Raw genomic sequence first — 18244 nt, forward strand, 5'->3', positions numbered from 1 at the left:
GCCCGATAATCAGGGTTTGGACGCTATCGCCTGCTCCACCGCCTTGATCAGGTCGGGGCTGTCCGGCTTGGTGAGGCTGGAGAAATCGGCAATCACCTTGCCCTGGCGGTCCACCACGTACTTGTAGAAATTCCACTTCGGCGCATTGCTCTGCTGCGCCAATACCTTGAACAGGTGCACCGCGTCCGGCCCCTTGACCTTCTGCGGCTCGGTCATGGTGAAGGTCACGCCGTAGTTCACGTAGCAGACCTTGGCGGTTTCTTCGCCGGTCTTGGCTTCCTGCTTGAAGTCATCGGATGGCACGCCGATCACCTCCAACCCTTCATCCTTGTAGCGCTGATACAGCGCTTCGAGGCCTTTGAATTGCGGCGCGAACCCGCAAAAGCTCGCCGTGTTGACGATCACCAGGGGCTTGCCGGCAAAACGTTGGCACAGGTCGATGGATTCCTTGGCGCGCAACTTGGGCAATTGACCCTCCAGCAACGGCGGGCAATCGGCAGCCAACGCCACGCCGCCAAAAGCAGCCATCAGCACAGGTACAGCCAGCCAGCGCATCTGCATGTCGAAACGTCCTTTAAAGAGTTCAGGCACCGAACTTAACAGATCGACATACCCAGTTGCATCAACGCCAGGCCACCGCGCTGCCAGCCCCACCAGGCCAGGGCCAGCAACAGTGCGGCCGCGATTGCCCCGCCAAACCAATACCAGGTCGAACTCATGCCGTCTCCATCTGCGCCTGCAATCGCGCCACCGGCCGCTCACGTACCGGCCAATTCAGGGCTGCGGCGAGCACGCTCAACAGGATCGCCACTTGCCAGATCAAATCGTAGTTACCGGTTCGATCATAGACCACCCCGCCCAACCAACCACCAAGGAACGAGCCGAGCTGGTGGAAAAGGAACACGATCCCACCGAGCATGGACAGGTTTCGCACTCCGAACAACGTGGCGACCGTGCCGTTGGTCAGCGGTACCGTGGACAGCCACAAAAAGCCCATGGCCATGCCGAACAGGTAGGCCGTGACTTCGGTCACCGGTGCCCACAGGAACAGGATGATCACCACCGCGCGCAGCAGGTACAACCCGGTCAACAGGCGCGGCTTGGACATGCGCCCGCCAAGCCAGCCGGCGGTATAGGTGCCGAAGATATTGAACAACCCAATCAACGCCAACACCGTGGTGCCGACCGTGGCCGGCAAGTGCTGGTCCACCAGGTAGGCCGGCAGGTGCACACCAATAAACACCACCTGGAAACCGCAGACGAAAAAGCCGAAGGCCAGCAGCCAGAACCCGGAGTGGGAGCAGGCTTCCTTCAAGGCTTCACCCAGGGTCTGCTGGCCGGCCATGACCGGCAGCGGGCGATCCTTGAGCATGCTCACCAGCGGCAGGATCAGCGCCACCATCAGGCCCAGCGCCAGCAACGCGGCCGACCAGCCCAGCCAACTGATCAAGCCCAAGGTGCCCGGCACCATGGCGAACTGGCCAAACGAACCGGCGGCACTGGCAATGCCCATGGCCATGCTGCGCTTTTCCGGCGCCACGGCGCGGCCGACCACGCCCAGAATCACCGAAAACGATGTACCCGACAGGCCAATCCCGATCAGCAGGCCGGCACTCAAGGACAATGACCACGCCGAATCCGACAGGCCCATCAACACCAGGCCTGCGGCGTACAACACCCCGCCGACAAACACCGCCCTGGTGGCGCCGAACCGGTCGGCCAGGGCACCGGTAAAGGGCTGCGCCAGGCCCCAGATCAGGTTCTGCAAGGCGATGGCAAAGGCAAAGGTCTCACGGCCCCAGCCGAATTCGCTGCTCATCGGCGCCAGGAACAGGCCGAACCCGTGCCGCACGCCCAAGGACAACGCCAGGATCAGCGCACTCCCTACAAGGATCCAACCACTGGTGCGCCACATCGACGTCATTTCTTATTCTCCGTTCGCGGGTATATACCCGCTTGTGTTCGAACAAACCCGCGTTCAGGCGAGTTCATCCAGCAAGGCCAACAGGGTTTCGCGTTTTTCCGCGCCGAGTTGATCGACCAATTTCTGTTGCGCCGCCTCCCAGGCGGGTAACGCTGCCGCCAGGCGCTCTTCACCGGCGGCGGTCAACAGCACCAGGCGGTTGCGCAGGTCATCGCCCTCTACCATCCGCACCAGGCCCTCACCTTCCAACACCCGCAGGTTGCGCCCCAAGGTGCTGCGATCCAGGCCCATGGCGTCGGCCAGGCTGGAAATGCTCGGTTGATCGAGGCGCTGCAGGTTGCACAGCAAGGAATACTGGGCGACGTTGATCCCGAAGCCGTCGAGGGCGCCGTCGTAGTGCCTGCTGACGCCACGGGCGGCACGTCGCAGGTTGGTACATAAACATTGGGAGGCAAGCATGGAACGTGTATATACCCGCGATTAAGGAAATGCAAGAAAGTGTTACAACGCCAAACCGACCAGAACAGCCACTTCCAGCAGCTCCAGCAGCGCGCCAGCGGTATCGCCGGTGGTGCCGCCGAGGCGATTGACCATCAGTTGGCGCAGGCCGATAAAACACACGGCCGCGAGCAGCACGGCAACCCCACCGCTGAAACCACCGATCAGGATGCAGGCCAGGCCACTGAGGATCAGCACCTGTTGCCCGACGACGCGCGGTAGATGATCCGACAACGCCTGGCCCAACCCACCCGCTCGCACATAACGGGTGGTGAGAAACAACCCCAGCATCGACGCGCGGCCGATCAACGGCGCGAGAATCAACGCCACACCGTTGCGCTGTTCGATCAAAGCCACCAGCGCGGTGAACTTGAGCAGCAACACCAGGCCCAGGGTGACCACCGCAATCGGCCCGCTGCGCGGGTCTTTCATGATGCTGAGGGTGCGCTCGCGGTCGCCGAAGCCACCCAGCCAGGCATCGGCGCTGTCCGCCAGGCCGTCGAGGTGCAAGCCGCCACTGAGCAACACCCAGGCCGTCAGCAGCAGCGCGGCGTGCAACAACAGCGGTGATCCGATCAACAGCGTATTGAGCCCCCACAGCAGCACGCCGAACAGCAACCCGACCACAGGATAAAACAGCAACGAGCGCCCCAGTTCCTGCGGTTGCGGCATACCCGGCAGGCGAATCGGCAAACTGCTCAGGAACTGCACGGCGATCCAGAACGGCAGCATGCTCAGATTCCTTCCTTCAACACGCCATCGGCGCCGACCTGCAGGTTGAACAACCCACCATGAGCGACTTCGACATTCAGCAACTGCTCACGGGGCAGCCCCCGAGCGTGGGCCAACAGCAAACGCATCACCCCGCCGTGGCTGATCAACAGCACACGCTCACCGGCATACGCCTTATGCAGGCGCAGGACGGCGCCCAAAACCCGCAGGGAAAACGCGCTGACCGGTTCGCCCTGGGGCGGCGTGAAGCTATAGGGATCGGCCCAAAACCGGCCCAGGCCTTCGGCGTCGGTCTCCATCAGCGCTGCCGCACTTTGCCCTTCCCAGGCACCGAAGTGCAGTTCCTGCAGGTCCTTTTCCAGGCTCACCGGCACATTCAGCCGCGCGCCCAGTTCATCCGCGAACCGCGCGCAGCGTTGCAGCGGCGAGCTGATCAGCCGATCCCAGGGCCCCTGTGCCACCACAGCGGCGCGCATCTGTTCCCAGCCCTTGGCGGTCAATGCATCGTCCAGGCTGCCGCGCAGGCCACCCCCCAGTTCGGTTTCGCCATGGCGCAACAGGTCCAGGTGCAAGGTCATGCCGGACGGTCTGCCACGGCCGCTTCGGCAAACGTCGCCATCTGCCCGTGCAGCGTACAGGCCAGGCGCAGCAATGGCACCGCCAACGCCGCGCCACTGCCCTCGCCCAGGCGCAGGCCGAGTTCCAGCAACGGTTGTGCATCGAGGCTCTGCAAGACATGGCGATGGCCAGGCTCGGCGCCGCGGTGGCCGAACAGCAGCCAGTCGCGGCACGCCGGGTTCAAGCGCGTGGCGACCAGCGCCGCGACGGTGCAGATAAACCCATCCACCAACACCACGATGCCTTCCTGGGCGCAGGCCAGGTAAGCCCCCACCAGGGCAGCGATTTCAAAGCCACCGAGATTGCACAGGGTGTGCAGCGCATCCCCACGCTGCGCCGCATGCACGGCCAGCGCGCGTTCGATCACCGCCACCTTGTGACTGACGCCTTGGGCATTCAATCCGGTGCCCGGGCCTGTCAGCTCGGTCACCTGGCAATCGAGCAAGGCGCAGGCCAGCGCACTGGCGGCGGTGGTGTTGCCAATGCCCATCTCGCCGCCAACAAACAACTGCGCACCGCTTTCACGGGCGCGCAGCACACTGTCGCGACCCGCCTGCAATGCCAATCGGCCCTGGGCACCGGTCATTGCCGGGCCCTTGACGAAATTGGCGGTGCCCGCGCCGATATTCAGGTGACGCACGCCATGCAGGCTCAGCGAAGGGGTCACCGTACCGAGGTCGACCACTTCCAACTGCGCATCCAGTTGCCGCGCCAATACACTGATGGCCGCGCCACCGGTGACAAAGTTATGCAGCATTTGCCCGGTCACTTCCTGGGGAAACGCCGATACACCTTCGGCAACCACGCCGTGGTCACCGGCAAAGATGGCGATCCACAGCCGGTCCACCGACGGTTTGACCTGGCCCTGCAAGCCGGCCAATTGCACCGCCAGCGCTTCCAGCTGGCCCAGGGAACCGGCCGGCTTGGTCAATTGCTGCTGGCGCGCCAGGGCTTGTTCGTACGCCGAGGCGTCAATGGCCTTACAAGGGTTGAGCCACCAGGTGTCAGTCATAACGCAGTACCTTTCAACGTCAGGGGCAGGCCGGCAACCGTCAGGACAACACGCTGACAGCGCTCGGCCAAGGCTTGATGCAGCCAACCGGCTTCATCCACATAGCGGCGAGTCAATTCGCCCAGCGGCACGACACCCAGACCGGTCTCGTTGCTGACAAAAATAATTTCACCCGACAGCACGGCCAGGCTTTCCAGCAATTGATCGCGCTCGAACGCCAGGCGCTGCGCGTCTTCGAGCATCAGCAGATTGGTCAGCCACAGGGTCAGGCAATCCACCAACAGGCAACGACCGGGCGCAGCGTTTTCGCGTAGCACACGCGCCAGCTCGACAGGTTCTTCGATCAAACCCCAGTGATCAGGGCGACGCTCGCGATGCAAGGCAACGCGGGCATTCATCTCGCCGTCAAGCGGCTGGCTGGTGGCGATATAGATGACGGGCAAAGCGCTGCCGTCGGCGAGTTTTTCAGCGAGGCGGCTTTTGCCGGAGCGGGCGCCGCCTAAAATCAGTTGAAGCATAAAACACCCCCTGCCCACCCACCACTCCACGATGCGAAGCGAGTCGTTTTTGATCTGGCTTTTGATCCTGCTTTTGATCTGAAGTCGCCCCGTAAACCACGCTGGCCGAACGCAGGTTTGAATCCGTGGGTAACCCGGCAGGACGCCGGGTTAGCCGCACTGGGCCAGGGATGGCCCATTGCGGCGGCCCACGGATTCAAGCCTGCGTTCGGGCACACCGAGCCCAAGCGAGGTGCCGAGTGGTGGGGCGAAGGCCTTTTGCTTACTTTTGGCTGGGCCGGCTTCCGGTCTTTCCAAAAGTGAGCCGCTGTAAGAGCGGAACCATAAGTGGCCGTTACCGCAGGAATGGATATGTACTCGGTATACCTGAACAATTCAGCACCTGATACACCGCTATCGGGGGCAAGTCGAATTGTCGCACCGCCCCTCCCACATTTGAACCGTGTGTACACCCTTAAACCCCACACAGCTTGCGCAATAAATCGGTGTCCAGATGGTTCTCCACCAGATCCGCCAACCGTTCGATATCACGCTCGCGAAGGGCGTGATAATCCACCGCCTGCACATCCTGCAACCCGGCCCAGCGCAGCAACGCACTGCAGGCCGCCGGAGTCTCGAACACGCCATGCAGATACGTGCCAAGAATCTGCCCGTCAGCACTTTGCGCGCCGTCACGGCGACCGTCCTCCAACAGCACGGCGGCGTTCGCCAGGGCCGCGCCGCACGTCACGCCGGCATGGATCTCATAGCCACTGACCTCGGCGTCCTCCAGCAACAAACGCCCGCGTACATTACGCAACTGTTTCTCGGCTTCCAGGGTGGTACTGAACGCCAGCAGCCCCAGGCCGTCGCTGGAGCCGGCCGGCCCTTCCAGGCCCAACGGGTCGTGCACCTGCTCACCGAGCATCTGCAAGCCGCCGCAAATCCCCAGCACCTTGCCGCCGTAGCGCAAGTGCCGCGCCACGGCGGTGTCCCAGCCATGGGCACGCAGGTACGCGAGGTCGCTGCGCACGCTTTTCGAGCCCGGCAGGATGACCAGGTCGGCGGCCGGAATCGGCTGGCCCGGCCCGATGAACTGCAAGTCCACCTGAGGATGCAGGCGTAGCGGATCGAAATCCGTATGGTTGCTGATGCGCGGCAACACCGGCACCACCACCTTGAGCACCTGCGCCGCCTTGTCGATCTGGCGTTGGTCGATACCGTCCTCGGCTTCCAGGTGCAGGTCCATCACGTAGGGCAATACGCCCACCACCGGTTTGCCGGTGCGTGCCTGCAACCAATCCAGGCCGGGTTGCAGCAGTGCGATGTCGCCGCGAAAGCGGTTGATGATGAAGCCCTTGACCCGCGCCTGTTCGCTGGGAGAGAGCAATTCCAGGGTGCCGACCAGATGGGCGAACACCCCGCCGCGATTGATGTCGGCAATCAGCAGCACCGGGCAGTCGACGGCCTCGGCGAAGCCCATGTTGGCAATGTCGTTGGCGCGCAGGTTGATCTCCGCCGGGGAGCCTGCGCCTTCCACCATCACCACCGGGTAGGCTTCGCTCAACCGCGCGTGGGAAGCCAGCACCGCCTGCATCGCGATGGCTTTGTAGTCGTGATAGGCCACCGCGTTCATGCTGGTCACGGCGCGGCCATGGATGATCACCTGGGAGCCGGTGTCGCTGTTGGGCTTGAGCAGCACCGGGTTCATGTCGGTATGGGGCGCCAGGTTGGCCGCCTGGGCCTGCACCGCCTGGGCACGACCGATCTCGCCGCCCTCGGCCGTCACCGCACTGTTGAGCGCCATGTTCTGCGGTTTGAACGGCACCACGGCAATGCCCTGGCGTACCAGCCAACGGCACAACGCGGTCACCAGGGTACTTTTGCCGGCATCGGAGGTGGTGCCTTGCACCATCAGCGTACTCATGAGGCGTCCTTGTAGGCAGCCAGCGCTTCGTCGAGACGCGACCAATCGGCCTCGGTGTCGGGCAGGCCAAACCGCACGCTGCTGTTGTGCACAAACAGGCGCAGCAAGATGCCGCGCTGGGCCATGAATTCGTGCATGCGCTCGGCGTGCGGGGTGATCAACCATTGGAACAACGCGCAGCCGCCCTGGGGTTGAAAGCCACGACGCTCGAGCAGTTCAAACAAACGCTGGCCGGCCTCGATGCAGCGTGCCCGCTGCCGTGCATGACCGGCAGTATCGCGCAGGCACACTTGGCCCAGTACCCGCGTCGGCCCGCTGACAGCCCAGGGCCCAACCTGTTCGGCCAGCAACTTGAGCAGCCTGCGCTCGGCCAGCACAAAGCCCAGGCGCACCCCGGCCAGGCCGAAAAACTTGCCGAACGAACGCAGCACAATCAGGCCGACCTGATGGGCCTGGCTCGCCAGGCTCAACTGCGGGGTGACATCCATGAACGCTTCGTCCACCACCAGCCAGCCGCCGCGCTGGGCCAGCCTTGTGTGCCAGTCCAGCAGGCGTTGCGGGGCCAGGCTCAGTCCGGTGGGGTTATTGGGATTGACCACCACCAGCACGTCGAGGACGTCGAGGAAGAAGTCGACTTCCTGCTCCTGCACTTCACGCACCACGTAGCCGGCACGCCGCCAGGCCTCGGCATGTTCGGCGTAGCACGGCGACAGCACGCCGACCTTGCCGGCACGGCGCAGGCGCGGCAGCAACTGAATCGCCGCCTGGGAGCCGGGCACCGGCAGCAGATGCGCGGCGCCGTAATACTCGCTGGCCGCCTGTTCCAGGCCGTCGTCGGACTCCGGCAAGCGCGCCCAGGCCCGCAGCGGAATCTCCGGGATCGGCCATGGCCAGGGTGCGAGGCCGCTGGACAGGTCCAGCCAATCGGCCTCGGCAATCCCGTACTGAATCGCTGCCTTGCGCAGCCGGCCACCGTGCTCAAGCATAAAATTGCCCCCCCACGCAGAGAATCAGCAACCACAACCATACGCCGCGCTGCACCAGTTGCCAGCCGCGGTCGATAGAGTCGGCATCCGCCGCCGGGCCTTCGCCCAGTGGCGGACGCTGGTGCACCTCGCCGTGGTAAATCGCGGCGCCACCCAGCTCAACGCCCAACGCGCCAGCGCCGGATGCCATCACCGGCCCGGCATTGGGGCTGTCCCAGGTCGGCCCCTGGGTGCGCCAGCATTTGAGGGCCAGGCGGGTTTTGCCCAGCACGGCGTAGGTCAAGGCCACCAGGCGTGCAGGCACATAGTTGAGTACATCGTCGATCTTGGCCGCGGCCCAACCGAAACGCTCGAAGCGTTCGTTGCGATAGCCCCACATCGCGTCGAGCGTATTGCTCAGGCGGTAGAGCACCACGCCCGGTACGCCGGCGACGACAAACCAGAACAACGCGGCAAACACCGCATCGCTGCCGTTTTCCAGCACCGATTCGGTGGCGGCACGGGCGACTTCGGTGCGATCCAGTTCACTGGTCTGGCGGCTGACCAGGTAGCTCACCCGTGTGCGGGCCGCGTCGAGGTCATCGCTGCGCAGGGCCTGGGCCACCGGGATCACATGCTCGCCGAGGCTGCGCATGCCGAGGGCGCAGTACAACGCGAGGATCTCCAGGACCCAGCCGATATACGGCGCCCACGACAACGCGGTGGCCAGCAGGGTCAATGGCACCACGGCGATAACCCACGCGGTCACGCCATGGCTGCGCCAGCCCCGGCCACCGCTGTTGAAACGCTGCTCGATGCGCCCGGCAAAATTGCCGAACGCCACCAGCGGATGCCAGCGCCTGGGCTCGCCCAGCAGCGCATCCAGCGCCACTGCTGCGACACACAGCAAGGCCACACTCATTGACTCACTCCCCACGCATTTTCATACACCATGTCACTCAACGGCCGAGGCTCGGTCCAGCCTTCGAGCTGCAACATCGGTGCCGGGTAAAACTCCGTCACCGGCCCCAGGCACAAGACCGCCAGGGGTTTCGCACCGGGCGGCAGGCCCAGCAGGTCGGCCAGGGCCTGGGGTTCGAACAGCGAGACCCAGCCCATGCCCAACCCCTCGACCCGCGCGGCCAGCCACAGGTTCTGGATCGCACAGGACAGCGACGCCAGGTCCATCTCCGGCAAGGTGCGCCGCCCGAAGATGTGGCGCTCGCGATCATCCATCAACGCCGCCACCAGCACTTCGGCGCAGTCGTGAATGCCTTCGACCTTGAGCTTCATGAACGCATCGGAGCGCTCGCCCAACGCCTCGGCGGTGCGCACGCGTTCTTCTTCCACCAACTGTTGAATCCGGCTGCGCAACGCGCGGTCGCTGATGCGGATAAACCGCCAGGGCTGCATCAGGCCGACACTGGGCGCCTGGTGCGCGGCCTGGAGCAGGCGATGCAGCAATTCGGGCGCGACACTGCCGCCGCTGAAGTGGCGCATGTCGCGGCGTTCGGCGATGGCGCGGTAGACGGCGTCGCGGTCGGCCTGGGGGAAAGCGTTGTCGGTCATGGCCCTATCGGGGGCAAGCCCCCTCCCACAGTGGATGGGGTTTCAGCTCGGTCCGGGGCAAACAACGCGGCTACCGCCGTCGGATTCGACGGGAAATAGAAGTGCACGTAAGAGGCCGTCATCCGCCCGTGCCGGAACACCGCTTCGGCACCGCGCCCACCGTTCGGGCTCAGGCCACGGGCAATCGGCTGGCACTCGGTGCTGGTCAGGGAATGGTGGTACGTGTGCCCGCGCAGCACGCCTTCCGGCAGTTCGACACTTTGCAGGGCCAGGGCCGCGAGTTTCTTTTGCATCACCGCATCGCCTTGCAGCAGGCCGACCAGTTCGGCGCGGGTGCCGTCGACATCGGTGAGCGAGTCCAGCAGGTAGAGCATGCCGCCACACTCGGCGAGCAAGGGTTTGCCGGCGGCATGATGGTTACGAATGGCGTCAAGCATCGGCGTGTTTTGCGACAGCGCCTGGTGGTGCAATTCCGGGTAACCGCCGGGCAAATACAGGCTGTCAGCCTCGGGCAGCTGGCGATCATGGATCGGCGAGAAGAAGTGCAACTCGGCCCCCATCGCCCGCAGCAGGTCGAGGCTGGCGCCATAGGTGAAGGCGAAGGCTTCGTCACGGGCCACCGCAATGCGCACACCGGCCAGCAATGGTTCGGCCATGATCACTTCCGGCGCGGCGAAGGTCACCGGTGGCGGCAATGCGACTTCGCAGCTGCTGCCCAGGGCCTGGGCGGCGGCGTCCAGGCGCACGTCGAGGTCATTCAGCTCGCTGGCCTGCACCAGGCCCAAATGGCGGCTGGGCAGTTCGATCCCGGTTTCGCGGGACAGGGCGCCATACCAGCGCAAGCCTTCGGTGAGGCTGCCTTCCAGCAACTGCGCATGGCGCAGGGTGCCGACGCGGTTGGCCAGCACCCCGGCAAACGGCAGGTCCGGCTGATAGCGCGCCAGGCCCAGGGCCAGGGCGCCAAACGTCTGGGCCATGGCGGTGCCGTCGATCACACCGAGCACCGGCACGCCGAAATGCCGCGCCAGGTCGGCGCTGGACGGTGTGCCATCGAACAGGCCCATCACGCCTTCGATCAGGATCAGGTCGGCCTCACCCGCCGCTTCCCACAGCAGGCGGCGACTTTCCTGCTCACCCACCATCCACATGTCCAATTGATACACCGGCGCACCGCTGGCGCGTTCGTGGATCATCGGGTCCAGGAAATCCGGACCGCATTTGAACACGCGTACCCTGCGCCCCAGGTTGCGGTGCAAACGGGCCAGTGCGGCGGTGACGGTGGTTTTGCCCTGGCCGGACGCCGGTGCAGCGATCAGGACGGCCGGACAATGACGGGGCTGATTCAAAGTTCGACGCCCTTCTGTGCCTTGATCCCGGCCTGGAACGCGTGCTTGAGCATGCCCATTTCGGTGACGGTATCGCCCATTTCGATCAATTCAGGCTTGGCGCCACGGCCGGTGACGACCACGTGCTGCATCGGCGGACGCGCTTGCAGGTCGCTGAGGACCTGGTCCAAGTCGAGGTAACCATGCTTGAGGGCGATGTTCAGCTCATCCAGCACCACCAGGCCGATGCGCGGGTCTTGCAGCAGTTCGCGGGACACGGCCCAGGCGGCTTCGGCGGCAGCGATATCGCGCTGGCGGTCCTGGGTCTCCCAGGTGAAGCCTTCGCCCATCACGTGGAAACGCACTTGCTCGGGGAAGCGACGGAAGAACAACTCCTCACCGGTGCTGTTGCGCCCCTTGATGAACTGCACCACACCGCACTGCATGCCGTGGCCCATGGCGCGCGCGAGCATGCCGAATGCCGAGCTGCTCTTGCCTTTGCCGTTGCCGGTCAGCACCAGCAGCAAGCCGCACTCATTGGGGGAATTGGCGATGCGCTCGTCGATCACGGCTTTTTTGCGCAGCATGCGCGCCAGGTGGCGTTCGTCGCGGTCGGGGGTATCGGTCATGGCAGCTCTCCATTGGGGCTGGACAAAAACGGCAGGCAGGAAAAAACAGACAGCCAAGCATCGCCCACCGTGATGCTGTTGGATGATCCAGGCCGGTCTCCGGGCTCATGAGTGGTGCGCTGGCTCATCGACAGAGCGAACACGCCGACGGCGCGCCTTCCCATATCGCGGGCGATACAGTGGCAAAAGGCACCGTCTTGACTCATTTACCGTTGCGGGGGCAGCGCCGGAATCGCGGCAGCACTGTGTACAAGTGCGCTCGCTCACCGGCTTCCCTGTTTCACTCGGTCGACCCATGGGTCACAGAGCACCTGGAACAAGCCGCGAAGGTTAGTGGGTTGGGGGTGGAGCGTCAATTAAAGCTGGCCTTGCACTTGAACCATCGCACCAGCGCCCTCCTCTACCCTTACAGGTATCAAGGAGAACACCATGCATAAAACCAGACTCGCCCTACTCATCATGCTCGCCGGCACCCTCGCGGCCTGCGGTGAAAGCTCCACCCTGCAGGTGTCCGACGGCACCGGGCCGTCGCCGCAGCTACCGGAGCCGAACAAAACCCTGATTCCCACGGTGAACATTGCCCCGGCTATCGGCTGGCCGGAGGGCGTGCAGCCAACGGCGGCGGCCGGCACCCAAGTGGCGGCGTTCGCCGAAGGCCTGGATCACCCGCGCTGGCTGTATGTATTGCCCAACGGCGATGTGCTGGTGGCAGAAACCAATGCGCCGCCCAAGCCGGATGATTCCAAGGGCATTCGCGGCTGGGTCATGGAGAAGGTCATGGGCCGCGCCGGTGCCGGGGTGCCGAGCCCCAATCGCATTACCCTGCTGCGCGACGCCGATCACGATGGGGTTGCCGAGACCCGTACGGTGTTCCTGGAAAACCTCAACTCGCCCTTCGGTATGACACTGGTCGGCAATGACCTGTACGTCGCCGATTCGGACAAGCTGCTGCGTTTTCCCTATCAAGCGGGCGAAACCGCGATCAAGGCACCTGGCACCAAGGTGGTCGACCTGCCGGGCGGGCCCCTGAATCACCACTGGACCAAGAACGTGATCGCCAGCAAGGATGGCAGCAAGCTGTACGTGAGCGTCGGCTCCAACAGCAACGTCGGTGAGAACGGTCTTGAGGCGGAACAGGGCCGGGCGGCTATCTGGGAAGTCGATCGCGCCAGCGGCCAGCAGCGCATCTTCGCTTCCGGCCTGCGTAACCCTAACGGCATGGCCTGGGAACCCCAGAGCGGCAAGCTATGGACAGCGGTAAACGAGCGCGACGAGATCGGCAGCGACCTGGTGCCCGACTACATCACCTCGGTCAAGGATGGCGGGTTCTATGGCTGGCCCTTCAGCTATTACGGCCAGCATGTGGATGTACGCGTCACGCCGCAGAACCTGGACCTGGTGGCCAAGGCAATCGTGCCGGACTATGCGGTAGGGCCGCACACCGCGTCTTTGGGACTGACGTTCGCCGAGGGCAGCAAACTCCCGGCGCCGTTCAGCAACGGCGCGTTCATCGGCCAGCATGGCTCATGGAACCGCAAGCCCCACAGTGGCTACAAGGTGATCTTCGTGCCGTTCGAGGCAGGCCAGCCTAAAGGGCAGCCAGTGGACGTGCTGACCGGGTTTCTCGATAAAGATGAGAACGCCATGGGCCGGCCGGTGGGCGTGGTGATCGATCAGCAAGGGGATTTGCTGGTGGCGGATGATGTGGGGAATAAGGTGTGGCGGGTGTCGGCCACTAGGTAGCGAAGCCGCAAGCTTCAGCGTGGAGCTGCAAGGTGGCATTGCACCCTCTTGCAGCTTACGACTTGAAGCTTATCGCTGATTTCAGGGATTACGTGCCAGGTTTGCTGGCAACACACGCTTGGCGCTCAGATAGGCATTCTGCCAATACGCCTTGGACAAGGTGTCCAGCTTGACCGTACCGCCGGTCTGCGGCGCATGCACAAAGCGACCTTCGCCCACGTAAATCCCGGCGTGGCTGACCTGGGAGCCGCCACCGGTGGCGAAGAACAGCAGGTCGCCGGTCTGCAGGTTCTGCTCGCTGACATCCTGGGCGCGCATCACGATCAGTTCGCGAGTGGTGCGCGGCAGGGAGATGCCGGCGGCGTCGCGGAAGACGAAGCCGATCAGGCCACTGCAATCGAAACCCGAGTCCGGCGTGTTGCCGCCCCAACGGTAAGGCGTGCCGACCAGGCCCAGTGCACGAAAGAGTACGTCTTCGGCCGCAGGCGAGAAATTCTGGGTGGAATAGTTGAATACCGGCTTGGGCTTGACCGCAACGGGAGCGGGTGGCGGCCGGCTGGCGCAGGCGCTGATAAGCGCGGCGCAGAGAATAAGGAGCAGGCGGGCTGAGGTCGACATGTGCAGAACAATCCTGGTCTGGATGCGGCTATCGCTGCCGAACGCTGAAAACCAGAACGCGCAAGCAAAGCTCGCGCGAACGGATTACAACAATGTCCAGGGATTCTAGCGCTTACACGTCAAACTTCAAGTATCACTTTAAGTTTACTTACTGGCGGTAACCGTAGTCGGGGCCATGGCGAGTGCGCGCTTGGCTTCGATGAAGGTTTTGCTCCAGTAGCTGTCACCCAGGCTGTCGACTCGAACACCGCCACTGCGACGGCTGCTGGAGTGGATAAACTGGTTATCGCCCAGGTAGATACCGGCATGGCTGACGCGACCACGACCTGCAGTACTGAAGAAAAGCAGATCACCGGGCTTGAGGTTGTTGCGCGCGACCAACGGTGCTTTCACGTTGATCATTTCGCGAGTGGAGCGTGGCAGGTTCATGCCAGCTTCTTCACGAAACAGGTAGCCGATGAAACCGCTGCAGTCGAAACCGGCTTCAGAAGTACCGCCGAAACGGTAACGGGTACCGATCAGGGACATGCCGCGTTCGAGGATGCTGTCGGCCAGGACTGGAAGCTGGTAAGGCTTGTTGCCGGAAAAATCGGCCAGTTCCTTTTCGGTTGCCACCTCTTCTTCATAGACAGAAGCAGACTGTGCAGCAACGAATTTTGCCTGGGACTGTTGTTGAGGTTTTTGCTGCTCAACCACCTGTTGAGGGTGGGAGGCGCAACCAAACAACAGGGTAACGAGTGCGAGGGGCACGAGGGGTGCGAAGCGATTTAGCATGGGCACGACCGTGGCTGGTATGTAAAGAAGTCGAGACTATGCCTTCTATCACATCGATTTGCAAATTCAATCGTGATCTATGTGACTTCGCGATTGGACTATGACATCTAAGCCGTAATTCCATTTATCGGTTCACATGCGTAGCCAACGTGGCTTAAACGCAGGGTTTCTGGCGCCTGGAAATTGCCGAACCCCGTAGATTCAACCAGTTACCAGCCCAACGTTTCCTTGAGAAAAGGGATCGTCAATTTTCGTTGAGCCTGCAAGGAGGCCTGATCGAGCTGCTCGAGCAAATCGAACAACGCGCTCATGCTGCGGGTGCCACGGGTGAGGATAAAGTGCCCGACTTCATCGGTGAGGTGCAGGCCGCGACGGGATGCACGCAATTGCAGGGCACGCAGTTTGTCTTCGTCGGAGAGTGGGCGCATCTGGAAGATCAGCGCCAGGGTCAGGCGCGACTTGAGGTCGGCCAGCTTCACCGGCAACTCCCGTGGCGAGGTGGAGGCCGCAATCAACAAGCGCCGGCCGCTGTCACGCAGGCGGTTGAACAGATGGAACAGCGCCTCTTCCCAATCCGCCTTGCCGGCCACTGCCTGCAGATCGTCCAGGCACACCAGTTCGTATTGCTCAAGGTTGTCGAAGATCCCGATGCCGCGATCCATCAACTCGGCCAGGGGCAGGTAAACCGCCGGCTCGCCCATCTGCTCGAAACGCAGGCAAGCGGCCTGCAACAGGTGGGTACGCCCTACGCCGTGTTTACCCCACAGATAGATCAGGCTTTCGGTCCACCCGGCGTCGGCTTCGCAGAGCCGCTCGACATAGCCGAGTGCAGCGGCATTGGCGCCTGGGTAGTAATTGATAAAGGTAGCGTCATCACGCAGACGCACACCTAAGGGCAGCTGAATCGGTTTCATGCTGACTGAACGGCTCCCATCGAACCGTTAGTGGCCTCTGTGTAAAGTTTGCAAAGTTTATACCCGTGACGCCGGGCGCACAATGCAGCAGACCACAAGCAAAATCAAAGGTTTGCGTTAACTTGCCGGTTTTAAGCGGATTGTTTGACGCCATAGCCCCATAAACAACAAACCCGGCCGAAGCCGGGTTTATGACGCAGCGGTTACAGGTCGGGGTCTTCGACCCCCGTATAGGCGTCGGAATCCTTGTACAGATCGTGCACATGACGCACCAGCACCATGATCACCGCCGCCACCGGCAGTGCCAGCAGAATGCCGGTAAAACCGAACAGCTCGCCGCCCGCCAGGATCGCAAAGATCACTGCCACCGGGTGCAGGCCAATCCGGTCCCCCACCAGCAACGGCGTGAGCACCATGCCTTCCAAGGCCTGGCCGACCATGAACACCGCGACAATCCCCAGCATCGGGTACAGGTCGCCGCCAAACTGGAACAGGCCAGCCACCAACGCCGCACCGATACCGATCACAAAGCCCATATACGGCACGATAGCGGCGAGGCCGGCGATCAGGCCGATCAACAGGCCCAGCTCCAGGCCGATGGCCATCAAGCCCGCCGCGTAGATGATCCCCAGTGCCAGCATCACCAGCAACTGCCCACGCACAAAGGCGCCAAGCACCTCATGGCACTCGCCGGCCAGGGCCACGATGCGCTCTTCACGGTTGCGGGGCAGCAGGCTGCGGATCTTGGCCATCATGATGTCCCAATCGCGCAGCAGGTAGAACGCCACCACCGGGATCAGCACCAGGTTGGTCAACCAGCCGATCAGCGCCAGGCTGGAGGCGGTCGCCTGGCTGAGGATCACCCCCACAATATCGGTGGTCTGGCCCATGTGCTCGCTGATCGCCGCCTTGACCTTGTCGAACTTCCAGAAGCCATCCGACAGGCCCAACTTGGCCTGGGCCCACGGCATCGCCGTGTGCTGCAGCCAGTCGAGCATCTGCGGCGCCAGCTCATAGAGACGAAACAGTTGCTTGGCCAGCATCGGCACCAGCACCAGCACCAGCGCGGTGATGATCAATGTGAACAACGCAAACACCGCAACCACGCCCAAGGTCCGCGACAGACCGGCTTTTTCCAGGCGATCCACCACAGGATCGAACAGATAGGCGAGCAGCAACGCAACCAGGAACGGCGTCAGGATCGAATGCAGCAGGAACACAAAAACGCACAGCAGGACGATCCCGCCAAGCCACACCCAACGACGCGTATCCGCCATAAACCACTCCATTATTTGCTTCTATCTATATAGGAAGAACTTTTACCAACGAAAATGCAGTTGCGCCTGGGGCGCAGGTGCCGCTGCCGGTTGTGTGCCATCGACCGCAGGCTGCTGCGCCGGGGCCTCACCGGCAGGCACTTCCTGCAACTTGGCCAGGCTCAACTGGGTACGCAACTGATCGGCGCTGCCGTTGACCCGATACACAATACGATTGCCATCCACCCATTGCGGCTGACCGCCAAACGGCTCAAGCAGATGCCCCAGGGCCGCGTACCGCTCCAGGTTCATGCCCTGCACTTCCAGCAGTTGCTCGGTACTCACACCGGGCTTGACCGCAAAGCGCGGCGCCAGTTTTTGGCTGACCGCCAGCATGACTGCATCGGCCAGCGCGCCCGTGTCGGCGCCTTGCGCGGCGCCCTGCTCGCTCTTGTCACCCAGCCACAGGCGCCATTTGGCCTGCCATTGATTGCCTTCCTGGCGTGCATGCACGGCCAGCAAGGCGTCGGCACCGTAGCGCTCGGACGCGGCGCGCAACGGCGTGGCATCGGCGTTTTCAAGATTCGGCGCGGTGGCGACCACCTGTTCATCCAGGTCCCCCAGGGGCAGGCGCAATGGCAAGCCGCGGTGCTGTGCCGCACGGCGCAGCGCCTGGGCAGCGGCCTGGCCATCGCCGACCAGGCTGCTGCCTTCGGTGGAGTCGTTCAGCCACCAGCCGAGGATTGATGGCCGATTGCTGCCCCAGATCGACAGGCCGGCGTCACGCAAGGCGCGATCAGTGCTGACCGGGTCGAAGTCCACTTGCAGGCTCTCGGGCGGGCCGGCGTCGTAACCGTATTGAGTGATGATTTGCTGCGGATCCTTGCGAATCGCCGCCAGGCCCGGGCCTTGCGCAGCCTTGGCGTCGCCGGTGAGGCGGATCACCAGGGTCTCCACCGCGCGCTGGGTCGCCTGGTCGCGCTCTTGCGGCGATTGGCTGCTGACGGGTTCGAGTACCTGGTACAGGCCATTGAGGGTTTCGGCATGACTCGCCAGGCTGATCAACGACAAGCAGCCTACAAAAAAGACATTACACAGACGCATGGAAGATTCCCGAACGACAAATTTAGCGGCTGGAACAGACCGCGTGAAATCGGTATAGCCAGGCTGTGACCACAGCGACAACTAAAACATTCACGGGGTCCTGGTAAGTTTTCGCCATGTCATTAACGACAGCGGTTTA

At 63.1% G+C, this 18244-nt stretch carries 20 protein-coding genes and 1 riboswitch; of the genes, 1 reads left to right on the top strand and 19 read right to left on the bottom strand.

Features of this window, described 5'->3' with window-relative positions:
• Positions 1–9: 9 nt before the first annotated feature.
• The 14 genes from F6S08_RS22535 to cobO form a co-directional block, all read right to left on the bottom strand.
• Entirely contained in the window at positions 10–561 is a 552-nt protein-coding gene (locus tag F6S08_RS22535; RefSeq protein ID WP_027603814.1) for a glutathione peroxidase, read from the bottom strand.
• Positions 562–596: 35 nt separating this feature from the next.
• Positions 597–719 (bottom strand): hypothetical protein, encoded by a 123-nt coding sequence (locus F6S08_RS22540; protein ID WP_256097712.1) that lies wholly within the window; start codon positions 717–719, stop codon positions 597–599.
• Positions 716–1915 (bottom strand): MFS transporter, encoded by a 1200-nt coding sequence (locus F6S08_RS22545; protein ID WP_162494272.1) that lies wholly within the window; start codon positions 1913–1915, stop codon positions 716–718. Before F6S08_RS22545 ends, F6S08_RS22540 begins: the two co-directional genes overlap by 4 nt.
• Before the next feature lie 63 nt (positions 1916–1978).
• Positions 1979–2383, bottom strand: coding sequence for a MarR family winged helix-turn-helix transcriptional regulator (locus tag F6S08_RS22550; RefSeq protein WP_065946841.1), 405 nt, complete (start codon positions 2381–2383; stop codon positions 1979–1981).
• A gap of 42 nt (positions 2384–2425) precedes the next feature.
• The gene (locus F6S08_RS22555; RefSeq protein WP_065924928.1) at positions 2426–3154 is read right to left on the bottom strand and encodes an adenosylcobinamide-GDP ribazoletransferase; all 729 of its coding nucleotides are present in this window, start codon (positions 3152–3154) and stop codon (positions 2426–2428) included.
• A 2-nt stretch (positions 3155–3156) separates the two neighbouring features.
• Positions 3157–3732, bottom strand: a complete 576-nt coding sequence (gene cobC, locus F6S08_RS22560; RefSeq protein WP_065924927.1) for an alpha-ribazole phosphatase family protein — start codon at positions 3730–3732, stop codon at positions 3157–3159.
• The gene (cobT, locus tag F6S08_RS22565) at positions 3729–4784 is read right to left on the bottom strand and encodes a nicotinate-nucleotide--dimethylbenzimidazole phosphoribosyltransferase (protein ID WP_315872366.1); all 1056 of its coding nucleotides are present in this window, start codon (positions 4782–4784) and stop codon (positions 3729–3731) included. Before cobT ends, cobC begins: the two co-directional genes overlap by 4 nt.
• Positions 4781–5302: a bifunctional adenosylcobinamide kinase/adenosylcobinamide-phosphate guanylyltransferase gene (gene cobU / locus F6S08_RS22570; RefSeq protein ID WP_315872367.1), complete on the bottom strand. Its 522-nt coding sequence runs from the start codon at positions 5300–5302 to the stop codon at positions 4781–4783. Before cobU ends, cobT begins: the two co-directional genes overlap by 4 nt.
• 454 nt (positions 5303–5756) lie before the next feature.
• The gene (locus tag F6S08_RS22575) at positions 5757–7208 is read right to left on the bottom strand and encodes a cobyric acid synthase (RefSeq protein WP_315872368.1); all 1452 of its coding nucleotides are present in this window, start codon (positions 7206–7208) and stop codon (positions 5757–5759) included.
• On the bottom strand, positions 7205–8194 hold the full coding sequence (cobD, locus tag F6S08_RS22580; RefSeq protein WP_065924923.1) for a threonine-phosphate decarboxylase CobD: 990 nt from the start codon (positions 8192–8194) through the stop codon (positions 7205–7207). The genes F6S08_RS22575 and cobD overlap by 4 nt, the downstream gene beginning before the upstream one ends.
• Entirely contained in the window at positions 8187–9095 is a 909-nt protein-coding gene (gene cbiB / locus F6S08_RS22585; RefSeq protein ID WP_065924922.1) for an adenosylcobinamide-phosphate synthase CbiB, read from the bottom strand. The genes cobD and cbiB overlap by 8 nt, the downstream gene beginning before the upstream one ends.
• Positions 9092–9742, bottom strand: a complete 651-nt coding sequence (gene bluB, locus F6S08_RS22590) for a 5,6-dimethylbenzimidazole synthase (protein ID WP_065946844.1) — start codon at positions 9740–9742, stop codon at positions 9092–9094. Before bluB ends, cbiB begins: the two co-directional genes overlap by 4 nt.
• Complete coding sequence (locus F6S08_RS22595) at positions 9739–11088, bottom strand: cobyrinate a,c-diamide synthase (protein WP_065946845.1); 1350 nt, start codon at positions 11086–11088, stop codon at positions 9739–9741. The genes bluB and F6S08_RS22595 overlap by 4 nt, the downstream gene beginning before the upstream one ends.
• The gene (cobO, locus tag F6S08_RS22600) at positions 11085–11696 is read right to left on the bottom strand and encodes a cob(I)yrinic acid a,c-diamide adenosyltransferase (RefSeq protein WP_065924919.1); all 612 of its coding nucleotides are present in this window, start codon (positions 11694–11696) and stop codon (positions 11085–11087) included. Before cobO ends, F6S08_RS22595 begins: the two co-directional genes overlap by 4 nt.
• A gap of 72 nt (positions 11697–11768) precedes the next feature.
• Positions 11769–12026, bottom strand: a riboswitch (cobalamin riboswitch).
• A 99-nt stretch (positions 12027–12125) separates the two neighbouring features.
• Here cobO and F6S08_RS22605 point away from each other — a divergent pair.
• On the top strand, positions 12126–13439 hold the full coding sequence (locus F6S08_RS22605) for a sorbosone dehydrogenase family protein (RefSeq protein WP_315872369.1): 1314 nt from the start codon (positions 12126–12128) through the stop codon (positions 13437–13439).
• An 81-nt stretch (positions 13440–13520) separates the two neighbouring features.
• Here the strand turns inward: F6S08_RS22605 and F6S08_RS22610 are convergent, their stop codons facing one another.
• The 5 genes from F6S08_RS22610 to F6S08_RS22630 form a co-directional block, all read right to left on the bottom strand.
• Positions 13521–14057 (bottom strand): C40 family peptidase, encoded by a 537-nt coding sequence (locus tag F6S08_RS22610; RefSeq protein WP_027603800.1) that lies wholly within the window; start codon positions 14055–14057, stop codon positions 13521–13523.
• A gap of 144 nt (positions 14058–14201) precedes the next feature.
• On the bottom strand, positions 14202–14831 hold the full coding sequence (locus F6S08_RS22615; RefSeq protein ID WP_027603799.1) for a C40 family peptidase: 630 nt from the start codon (positions 14829–14831) through the stop codon (positions 14202–14204).
• Between the two features lie 209 nt (positions 14832–15040).
• Complete coding sequence (hda, locus tag F6S08_RS22620) at positions 15041–15745, bottom strand: DnaA regulatory inactivator Hda (RefSeq protein ID WP_027603798.1); 705 nt, start codon at positions 15743–15745, stop codon at positions 15041–15043.
• 203 nt (positions 15746–15948) lie between these two features.
• Positions 15949–17022, bottom strand: a complete 1074-nt coding sequence (locus F6S08_RS22625; RefSeq protein ID WP_065940599.1) for an AI-2E family transporter — start codon at positions 17020–17022, stop codon at positions 15949–15951.
• A 42-nt stretch (positions 17023–17064) separates the two neighbouring features.
• Entirely contained in the window at positions 17065–18105 is a 1041-nt protein-coding gene (locus tag F6S08_RS22630) for a DUF2066 domain-containing protein (RefSeq protein ID WP_065946847.1), read from the bottom strand.
• Positions 18106–18244 lie beyond the last annotated feature (139 nt).

This window comes from Pseudomonas sp. JV449 (assembly GCF_032424295.1).
In the GTDB taxonomy this organism is placed as follows: Bacteria; Pseudomonadota; Gammaproteobacteria; order Pseudomonadales; family Pseudomonadaceae; genus Aquipseudomonas; species Aquipseudomonas marginalis.